The sequence below is a fragment of the Streptomyces tricolor genome, assembly GCF_002155905.1.
Lineage (GTDB): Bacteria > Actinomycetota > Actinomycetes > Streptomycetales > Streptomycetaceae > Streptomyces > Streptomyces tricolor.
In genome coordinates this window covers 1-667 of record NZ_MUMF01001043.1, presented here as the reverse complement: position 1 = coordinate 667, position 667 = coordinate 1, and the positions used below count along the sequence as shown (strand labels likewise).

The following is a 667-nucleotide window of genomic DNA, read 5'->3' as shown; positions in this document are numbered from 1 at the left end:
CCGGTGGCCTGTCCGGACGGTATGTGACGGGTCCGCTACCGGGTTCGGATCCTGCCATCTGTCGCCCCCGCCGAGGAGGTTCCGGTCTCCGGCCCACCCCTTAACCGCAGGTCAGCCGTATAGGGTGAGTTTTCCGGTCCGGACGTCCACACGCGCGGGAGAGTAAGGGGTGGGACCTTGAGTTCCGACTCAGGGGCACGCACAGCCTTCGCCGAGCGCCTCGCGCTGCTGTACAAGGAGGCCGGAAACCCTCCCCTGAAGTCCGTCGCCGAGGCGGTCGTACGGCTGCAACGGGTCGACGAGCGCGGCCGGCCCGTACGGGTGTCGGCGCAGCGGATCAGCGACTGGCGCCGGGCCAGGAACGTACCGGCCCAGTTCGCCGCCCTCGCGGCGGTCCTGCAGATCCTGATCCCGGAGGCGCGGCGGCTGCGCCCCACCCCGGTCTCCACGGGCCTGTACGACCTCGCCCACTGGCAGCGGCTGTGGGAGCTGGCGCTGGCCGGCCCGGTCGGCGACCGGCCCGCGCCGCCCGCGGAGGAGAACCGGCGGCCACCGGCCCAGGCCCCGCCGGTCGCCGGCGGCGTGTGCCCGTACCGGGGGCTGGCCCCGTACCGGCGGGAGGACGCCCGGTGGTTCTTCGGCCGGGAGCGGAGCACGAAGGCCCTCG

General features: G+C 74.1%; 1 pseudogene. It reads left to right on the top strand.

Annotation, left to right across the window (positions count from 1 at the left end):
* Positions 1-177: 177 nt before the first annotated feature.
* Positions 178-667, top strand: a pseudogene (locus CCN44_RS45780) (hypothetical protein); the annotation flags it as partial.